Annotated in this window: 2 protein-coding genes; one reads left to right on the top strand and one right to left on the bottom strand. The window is 65.6% G+C overall.

All coding sequences use genetic code 11. The annotated features are described in order from the left end of the window. Positions 1-216: 216 nt before the first annotated feature. Positions 217-579 (bottom strand): hypothetical protein, encoded by a 363-nt coding sequence (locus tag VT50_RS38005; protein WP_075200597.1) that lies wholly within the window; start codon positions 577-579, stop codon positions 217-219. An 818-nt stretch (positions 580-1,397) separates the two neighbouring features. On the opposite strand from VT50_RS38005, the gene VT50_RS37995 reads away from it, so the two are divergent. After that, the coding region (locus VT50_RS37995; RefSeq protein WP_240529508.1) for a tyrosine-type recombinase/integrase at positions 1,398-1,869 on the top strand (472 nt) is incomplete at its 3' end.

Here is a 1,869-nt window from a genome sequence, read left to right as displayed (position 1 = left end):
GCGGCCAACCCAGACATCGGACTCATTCATCTAGTCGGAGGTCTGCACCGAACCCACTCGTCGCCGCGGTCGCTCGAACCGGGGCGGTTCAGGGCGGTCAGACGGGTCCAGGTGACGTGGGTTGGCAGCGTGGCTGATGAGTCCGAGCATGCGGCGCACAATGTCTACTTCCCGCCATGGTCGAAGTCCGGCCCGGAATGTGCGAGATGTTCGAAGTCATGAACGACTCCGCACGAGCAAGTGCCGCTCTTTCCGGGCAACGTCGACCAGCGTCGTTTCTCCTACGAGCATCCAGTTTCGCCAGTACGCGGCTCCGCCGTGGTTCTCCCCCATACAGGAGCATGTGCAGTCGTCCCCGGCGGCATCCCGGCAGCGCGTGTCGCACCGTTCGGTGGCGGAGAACTGCAGGTATACGTCCACCTCACCGAAGCGTTCTACGAGCGCGGAGACGATTGTGCGCAGGTGAGGACGGGCGATCTCCCACCGCCCCGGCGTCATCGCGTTGTTCCACTCCGGGCGTATCCGTTCTCCCAGCTCTTCCAGAATCCAGCGTCGGTTGGAACCTTCCTGATACGGCATCCACACCCCTAACCGCTGTTCACCGATGTTCCGGCGCACCCACGGACGACGAGACACAACATCACCCCCGCCTCAATACTCGTGCGTCATGCGCTCGGCGGCCAGACCACTGCCAGTCGACTACTGATCTGACCCAAGTTCGGCTCGCATGGCCAGGCGTAGCCGAGTGAGTGCCCCCTCGTATGCGCCCCGGCCTCCCGAGTAAGCCTCATCGCCCGCGAGCACACCAGCCGCGGCGAGGTCCCGCACGTCCCGAAGCCGCCGGAAGGTCTCCTCAGATGCCTCAACCACGGGCGCTGACGCGGTGATCGTCACCTGGTAGCGCAGTTCGTAGCACGATGCGAACCTTTCCCGCGCCGCTCGCTCCCGCTCCACCGACCCAAGCTCATGGTCTCGAGCGAGGAGGCGAAACGCGTTGCGCGCCTTCGATAAGCAGGTCAGATACTCGCCGTACAGCGTTCGGCGAACCTCCAAGAGATGGGCCCTCCGCTCCCGCCGCCACCGATGGCGATCGAAGAACGCGCCCGATGCCGTCGCTATGACAGCACCCGCAGCAGCACTGGCCAAAGTCGCCCACTCCACAACGTGACCCTAGAAGGGCTCGCCCGACGTCGCCAGACTACGTGCTGCTTGGCACACTATTTATGAGCCGCAAAATCGATCACCGAAACGCCGACTGCCACCGCCCCGCACTTGTGGCCACGACAAGGGGAAAACCCAGCTCAGAGGCCTATGGAGCCTGAGGTGATCGCGTGGTGTGCCCGTCGGCGGAGACTGGGAGCGTCGGCACGCTGCACCACTTTCAGGAGGCGATCACCATGCGTTCCGTCACCCATCGTGGACGTGTCTACCGGCGCTGTGGCTGCCGCGACGCACACCGCCACCAGATCGGAACCCGCTGCCCACGGCTGGCAACCGATTGTGAGCACGGCAGCTGGACCTTCGCCGTCGACCTCCCCTCCCCCGACCACCACCGCACCACCATCCGCCGCGGCGGCTTCCCAACCCAGGACACCGCCCAGGCCGCGCTGGAGCGGATCCTCGAGGGCGAGGCCGGCGGGTTCAACGGCGACCCGAACCAAACCGTGGCCGATTACCTCTCCGCTTGGCTGGAGACGAAGGCGTACATGCTCAAGCCGACCACGCTGGCCCGCTATCGCGACTACGTCACCGGCGACCTCATCCCCGCCCTGGGCCCGCTCAAGCTGGACGAGCTCGGCCACCGCCACATCGCCGGATTCGTTCACACCCAGCTCGCCGCAGGCCGCGGCCAAGTGACCGTCTACCGGT

Source organism: Streptomyces antioxidans, from assembly GCF_000968685.2.
Lineage (GTDB): Bacteria > Actinomycetota > Actinomycetes > Streptomycetales > Streptomycetaceae > Streptomyces > Streptomyces antioxidans.
Note: the sequence above shows the minus strand (reverse complement) of the source record. Positions and strands in the feature narration are given on the sequence as shown.

What these genes read in the sequence shown, in the direction of transcription:
- VT50_RS38005 (WP_075200597.1), bottom strand. Translation starts at nt 579, where the DNA reads ATGCCGTATCAGGAAGGTTCCAACCGACGCTGGATTCTGGAAGAGCTG.